At 74.0% G+C, this 6,309-nt stretch carries 6 protein-coding genes; 2 read left to right on the forward strand and 4 right to left on the reverse strand.

Annotation, left to right across the window (positions count from 1 at the left end; translation table 11 throughout):
* The first annotated feature begins 120 nt into the window (after positions 1–120).
* Positions 121–2,163, forward strand: coding sequence for an ATP-dependent DNA helicase (locus VKZ81_RS16185; RefSeq protein WP_414709390.1), 2,043 nt, complete (start codon positions 121–123; stop codon positions 2,161–2,163).
* On the opposite strand, the gene VKZ81_RS16190 is transcribed toward VKZ81_RS16185, so the two are convergent.
* A complete protein-coding gene (locus VKZ81_RS16190) occupies positions 2,164–2,595 on the reverse strand; it encodes a MarR family winged helix-turn-helix transcriptional regulator (RefSeq protein ID WP_324242396.1) in 432 nt (143 codons plus the stop codon).
* Positions 2,596–2,674: 79 nt separating this feature from the next.
* On the opposite strand from VKZ81_RS16190, the gene VKZ81_RS16195 reads away from it, so the two are divergent.
* Positions 2,675–3,604, forward strand: coding sequence for an SDR family NAD(P)-dependent oxidoreductase (locus tag VKZ81_RS16195; RefSeq protein WP_324242397.1), 930 nt, complete (start codon positions 2,675–2,677; stop codon positions 3,602–3,604).
* 84 nt (positions 3,605–3,688) lie between these two features.
* Here the strand turns inward: VKZ81_RS16195 and VKZ81_RS16200 are convergent, their stop codons facing one another.
* The 3 genes from VKZ81_RS16200 to VKZ81_RS16210 form a co-directional block, all read right to left on the reverse strand.
* Positions 3,689–4,405: an aminoacyl-tRNA hydrolase gene (locus VKZ81_RS16200; protein ID WP_414709391.1), complete on the reverse strand. Its 717-nt coding sequence runs from the start codon at positions 4,403–4,405 to the stop codon at positions 3,689–3,691.
* 46 nt (positions 4,406–4,451) lie between these two features.
* Positions 4,452–5,690 carry a phosphoserine phosphatase SerB gene (gene serB / locus VKZ81_RS16205; protein ID WP_324242398.1) on the reverse strand — a complete coding sequence of 413 codons (1,239 nt, stop codon included), beginning with the start codon at positions 5,688–5,690 and terminating at the stop codon, positions 4,452–4,454.
* Between the two features lie 8 nt (positions 5,691–5,698).
* Positions 5,699–6,309, reverse strand: a 611-nt coding sequence (locus VKZ81_RS16210) for a cytochrome c oxidase subunit I (protein ID WP_324242399.1), incomplete at its 5' end; no start/stop codon positions are given.

Raw genomic sequence — 6,309 nt, forward strand, 5'->3', positions numbered from 1 at the left:
ATGATGGCGCCGCGGGACCGACCGCGGGTTACACCCGGTTGTTCATCACGTGTGAACCGCGCAACGATCGTTTCCGGCGTTCGGCCCCGTGACGTCGGGGCGGCCCGGTAGCCTCGGCGGGTGCCTACCGCAACTCAACAGCAGGGAACCGAACTGCCCGGGGTTGCGGAGCTGCTCGAAGCGGCCGTCGCCGCCGTCGGCGGCACGCGCCGCGAGGGGCAGGACGCGATGGCGCAGGCGGTTCGCAGGGCGCTGGTCACCGGTGAGCACGTGGCCGTGCAGGCCGGTACGGGCACCGGCAAGTCGCTCGCGTACCTGGTGCCCGCCATCCACCACGCGGTGAGCAAGGGCTCCACGGTGGTCGTGTCCACGGCCACCATCGCGCTGCAGCGCCAGCTCGTCGACCGCGACCTCCCCCGGCTCGCCAAGGCCCTCAAGCCGCTGCTGGGCCGCGCGCCCACGTTCGCGATCCTCAAGGGCAGGCGCAACTACCTGTGCCTGAACAAGCTGCACGGCGGCGACGACACCGACCCGGCCGACGAGCTGTTCGACCCGTTCGCGATCTCGGCGATGGGCCGGGCGGTCAAGCGCATCCACGAGTGGGCCGACACCACCGAGACCGGCGACCGCGACGAGCTGGTGCCCGGCGTGCCCGACTCGGTGTGGCGGCAGGTCTCGGTCACCGCCCGCGAGTGCCTCGGGGTGGCCAAGTGCCCGGTCGGCGAGGACTGCTTCGCGGAGCGGGCGCGCGCGGTCGCGGGCAAGGCCGACATCGTCGTCACCAACCACGCCCTGCTCGCGATCGACGCCCTCGAGGGGCGCCCGGTGCTCCCCGAGCACGACGTCGTGGTCGTCGACGAGGCCCACGAGCTGGTCGACCGGGTCACCGGGGTGGCCACGGCAGAACTCACCGCCGGGATGGTCACCGGGGCCGCCCGGCGGCTGGGCAAGCTCATCGACCAGGCGATCGCCGACCGGCTCGCGGAGGCGGGCGAGGGCCTCGGCCTCGTGCTCGACGACCTGCCGCCCGGGCGCTGGGAGGCGCTGCCGCGGGCCGCTGCTGGTGCGCTCTCGGCGGTGCGCGACGCGGCAGCCTCCTGCCGGCAGGCGCTCGGCTCCGACCGCAGGGAGGACCCGGAGCTCGCCGCGGGCCGCAAGATCGCCCAGGCCGCGCTCGACGAGGTCGCCGACACCGCGGTCCGGCTGCTCGGCGCGTTCGACGAGCCCGACCCGGCCAAGCGGCACGACGTCGTCTGGCTCGCCGAGCAGGGCCCGGACGGCGCGCGGTACAAGTCGCTGCACGCCGCGCCGCTCTCGGTCGGCGGGCTGCTGCGGGAGCGGCTCTTCGGCCGCTCCACCGTGGTGCTGACGTCGGCGACGCTCGCGCTCGGCGGCAACTTCGACGCCCTGGCCCGGCAGTGGGGCCTGCCCCCGGAGAAGGCGGTCGGCAGGGGTGAGGGCGAGAAGGCGGACCCGGTGCCGGACCCGGACGCCCCGAAGTGGTCGGGCCTCGACGTCGGCTCGCCGTTCGCGCACGCCAAGAGCGGCATCCTCTACGTCGCGAAGCGCCTTCCCCCACCCGGGCGCGACGGGCTGCCCCCGTCGTACCTGGACGAGATCGCGGGGCTCGTCGAGGCCGCGGGTGGGCGCACGCTGGGGCTGTTCTCGTCGATGAGGGCGGCCAAGCAGGCCGCCGAGGCGATGCGCGGCCGGCTGGACACGCCGATCCTGTGCCAGGGCGACGACTCCACGATGCAGCTGGTGGAGAAGTTCGCCGCCGACGAGGCCACGTCGCTGTTCGGCACGCTCTCGCTGTGGCAGGGCGTCGACGTGCCCGGTCCGTCGCTGTCGTGCGTGATCATCGACCGGATCCCGTTCCCGCGCCCCGACGACCCGCTGGTCGCCGCGCGGCAGCGGGCCACCGACGCCCGCGGCGGCAACGGCTTCCTCGCGGTCTCTGCCACTCACGCGGCGCTGCTGCTCGCCCAGGGGGCCGGGCGGCTGCTGCGCGGCATGGACGACCGCGGCGTCGTCGCGATCCTCGACTCGCGCCTGGCCACCGCGCGCTACGGGGGCTTCCTGCGCGCGAGCCTGCCGCCGTTCTGGACCACCGACGACCGGGAGAAGGTGCACGGCGCCCTGCGCCGGCTGCGCGGCGCCTGATCAGCCGCGCCGGTGTCCCGCCATCGCCACCGCGAGCAGCTTGCGCATCTCGGACTGCTGGGCGTCGTCGAGGGCGGCGAGCGGGGAGCGTTCCTGCACGCGCTCCAGCAGCGCCCGGCGCACGGCGACGCCCTCGCGGGTGAGCACGAGCGTGCGGACGCGCCCGTCGGCGGGGTGCGGCTTGCGTTCGGCGAGGCCCCTGCGCTCCAGCTGGTCGCTGAGCAACGTCACGTTGGACGGGTCGCAGTGCAGCCGTTCGGCGAGCTGGCGCAGCGGGACCGGTTCGGCCGCGGGGTCGAGCTCCCAGAGCAGATGGGCGACCGACTCGCTGAACCCGAGCTCGCGGACGGCCCTCTTGATCTCCTGGACGATCGCCATGGCCAGGACCATCACCTGCTCGACGAGCGGTTGAGCTGGCTGGGGTCCGGACACGCCCGAAGAATAACTGCTTGACATCCTCCTTGAGTAGCTCAAGCATAACGCTTGAGTCACTCAAGGATGGGGGGATCCTGTGAGCACATGGGATCTGAGGGACGTCCCGGACCAGAGGGGGCGCCGGGTCGTCGTCACCGGGGCGAGCAGCGGGCTCGGCCTCGTCGTCGCCCGCGAGCTGGCCAAGCGCGGGGCGCGGGTGGTGATGGCGGCCCGGGACGTGGGGAAGGCCGCCCGGCACCGCGAGGCGCTGCTGGCCGAGCACCGTGCCGCCACCGTCGACGTGCTGCGGCTCGACCTCATGGACCTCGACTCGGTCCGGGCCTTCGTCGCCGACGTCACCGCTGAGCCGGTCGACGCGCTGCTCAACGTGGCGGGCATCGCGGGCACCCCGCTGCGGCGCTCCGCCCAGGGCTGGGAGAGCCAGTTCGCCACCAACCACCTCGGGCACTTCGCGCTCACGACGCTCCTGCTCCCCGCCCTCGGGCACGGGTGGGAGCCGCGCGTCGTCACGGTCACCTCCACCGTCTACCGGTACGGCAGGCTCGACCTCGACCGCGACGACCACCTCACCGGCGGGCGGCGCTACTCGCCGATGCGCGCCTACGCGCGCTCGAAGCTCGCCAACGTGCTGTTCGCGCTGGAGCTCGAACGCAGGCTGCGCGAGACCTGCTCACCGGTCCGCAGCGTGCTGGCCCACCCGGGCATGGCCAGCACCCCGATGAACACCGACCGGTGCCACTACCTGCTCGACCGGCTCATCTCACCGGTCGCGTCCCGGGTGGCGCGCGCCCCCGAGGACGCCGCGCTGCCGATCCTGTACGCCGCGACCGTGCCGGAGCTGGAGGGCGGCTCGTTCGTCGGGCCGCGCACCGAGTTCCGCGGCCCGATGCGGGTCACCCGCATCCCCGTGCGCCCGCCGGGGAACGACCCCGACCTCGCCCGGCGCCTGTGGGAGGTCTCCGAGGAGCTCACCGGCACCCACTCCGCGGTGTTCGCGGGTCACTGACGCAGCTCGAAGACGTCCGCGAGTCGCGGTGTGCGTGCACGCGAGTCGCGGGCTGGGTGTGCGTGAGTTGCGGGTTGAGCGGGGTCAGGCCGGCGCGGCGATGCAGGTGATCGTGCCCGGCGCCACCTCGGTGAACCCCGCGTCCCGGACGGCGACCGCCTCGCCGCGCTCGACGGCGGCGCACAGCCGCGCCCACCGCTCCGGGTCGGCGTCGCGCACCGCGAAGCGCGGCACCTCCGCGAGGCCATGGGCGGCGGCGTAGAGCATCGAGGCGTGCCCGACCTGCGCGGCGGCCTTCCCGACGGTGAGCTCCAGCGCGGCGTTCAGCCAGATCACCGGGGCGTCCGCCGGGGGCGGGGGCGGGTCGTCGGGCGGCAGGTCGGTGCCGCCGATCTGCAGCCGCGACACCACGCGGGGCACCTCGTCCACCGGGCCGGGCAGCAGGGCCCGCGCCTCGGCGCCGTCGACCTCCCAGGTCACGCCGGGCAGCTCCTGCACGGCCGCCCAGTGCGCGCCACGGGCGCGGCGGGCGATCTTGCGGATCTGGGTGCCCACCCAGATCGAGACCGCCTCGTGCCACTCCCCGCCCGGCTGCGCGCGCGGGTCGAGGCAGACGGCGAGCGCCGCCGCGGCCGCGGCCTCCAGCACCGGGGTGCGGGCGGCGGGCGGGCGCTCCAGCCGCAGGATGACCGGCATCGCGCGCACGACGCCGTCCGACACCGGCTCGCGCCCACCGGCGTAGCGCGCCGCCAGCGGGGCCAGCACGGGCGGGGCGTCCACGAGCGGGGAGTCTGCGTTCACGTCGGCCATCAACGCCGTCCGCGCGCCCCGGCTTCCGCGACCTCGATCACGGGATCGGGACGCGGCGCAGCACGCCCTCGGCGGCGTCGGCCCGCTCGACCTCGTCGCGGGTGATGCCGAGGACGAACAGCACGACGTCGAGGTACGGGTGCGACAGCGCCGTGTCGGCGACCTCGCGCAGCGCGGGCTTGGCGTTGAACGCGACGCCGAGGCCCGCGGTGGTCAGCATGTCGATGTCGTTGGCCCCGTCGCCGACGGCGACGCACTGCTCGAGCGGGATGCCGAAGCCGTCGGCGAACCGGCGCAGCGCCGCCGCCTTGCCCGGCCGGTCGACGATGTCGCCGACCACCTTCCCGGTGAGCCTGCCGTCGACGATCTCCAGCTCGTTGGCGGCGCAGAAGTCGAGCCCGAGCTCGTCGACCAGGCCCCGGATCACCCGGGTGAACCCGCCGGAGACGACGCCGCAGCGGTAGCCGAGCCGCTTGAGCGTGCGGATCGTGGTGCGCGCGCCCGGGGTGAGCTCCAGCTTCGCCGCCACCTCGTCGAGCACGGTCTCGGGCAGGCCGGCCAGCACGGCGACGCGGCGGCGCAGCGACTCGGCGAAGTCCAGCTCGCCCCGCATCGCCGCCTCGGTGACGGCCCTGACCTCGGCCTCGGCGCCCGCGTGCGCGGCGAGCATCTCGATGACCTCGCCCTGGATGAGCGTCGAGTCGACGTCGAAGACGATCAGCCGCTTGCTGCGCCGGGCGAGCCCGGCCCGCTCGACGGCGACGTCGACGCCCGCGGTGCGGGCCACCTCGACGAGCCGCGCGCGCAGGGTGCCGGGCGGGTAGTCCTCGCTCCCCCGGCCGGGCTCGGGCGAGACCATCAGCTCCAGCCCGGTGACCGGGTAGTCGGCGACGCGGCGGATCGAGTCGATGTTGGCACCGACGTCGGCGAGCGCGGCCGCCACGGCGCCGAACGCCTTCGCCGTGATCGGCCTGCCGAGCACCACGACGACGTGCGTCGAGTGGCGGCGCACCGCCGGGTCGTCGCGCACCTCGAGCGTGGTGTGCACCTGCATGGCGATGCTCGCCATCGCCTGCTCGACGGCTTCCTGGAGGCCCTCCGGGTCGTGGTGGGTCTCGACGACCACCCCGAGGGTGAGCCGCCCGCGGATCACCACCTGCTCGACGTCGACGAGGTCGACCCCGTGCCGGGTGAGCGCCGCGAAGAGCACGGAGCTCACGCCCGGGCGGTCCGGGCCCGTGACCGTGATGAGGACGCTCGTGCCCCTCGGTGACATCGACCCGGTCAGCGCGACTTCGGATCGTCGTTCGGCAGGGTCTCCCCACCGATCTTCTGCGACACCAGCTCACCCGGGTCGGCGTGGCCGAGGTGCGCCTCGGCGCGGAAGCGCTCGACGAGGTGCGGGTAGTGCAGCTCGAACGCCGGCCGCTCGGAGCGGATCCGCGGCAGCTCGGTGAAGTTGTGCCGCGGCGGCGGGCACGTCGTCGCCCACTCCAGCGAGTTGCCGAAGCCCCACGGGTCGTCGACGGTGACCACCCGGCCGTAGCGGTAGCTGCGGAACACGTTCCACAGGAACGGCAGGGTGGACGCGCCCAGCACGAACGCCCCGATCGAGGAGATCGCGTTCAGCGCGTTGAAGCCGTCGATGGGCAGGTAGTCGGCGTAGCGGCGGGGGAAGCCCTCGTTGCCCAGCCAGTGCTGCACCAGGAACGTCAGGTGGAACCCGACGAACGTGAGCCAGAAGTGGACCTTGGCCCACGTCTCGTCCAGCATCCGGCCGGTCATCTTCGGGAACCAGAAGTAGATGCCGGCGTAGGTGGCGAACACGATCGTGCCGAACAGCACGTAGTGGAAGTGCGCCACCACGAAGTAGGTGTCGGAGACGTGGAAGTCCA

Origin of the sequence: Pseudonocardia sp., assembly GCF_035305885.1 — a bacterium.
In the GTDB taxonomy this organism is placed as follows: domain Bacteria; phylum Actinomycetota; class Actinomycetes; order Mycobacteriales; family Pseudonocardiaceae; genus Pseudonocardia.

Excerpts from the sequence above, each read along its gene's own strand:
- serB (WP_324242398.1), bottom strand. The coding sequence starts at position 5,690 with ATGTCACCGAGGGGCACGAGCGTCCTCATCACGGTCACGGGCCCGGAC.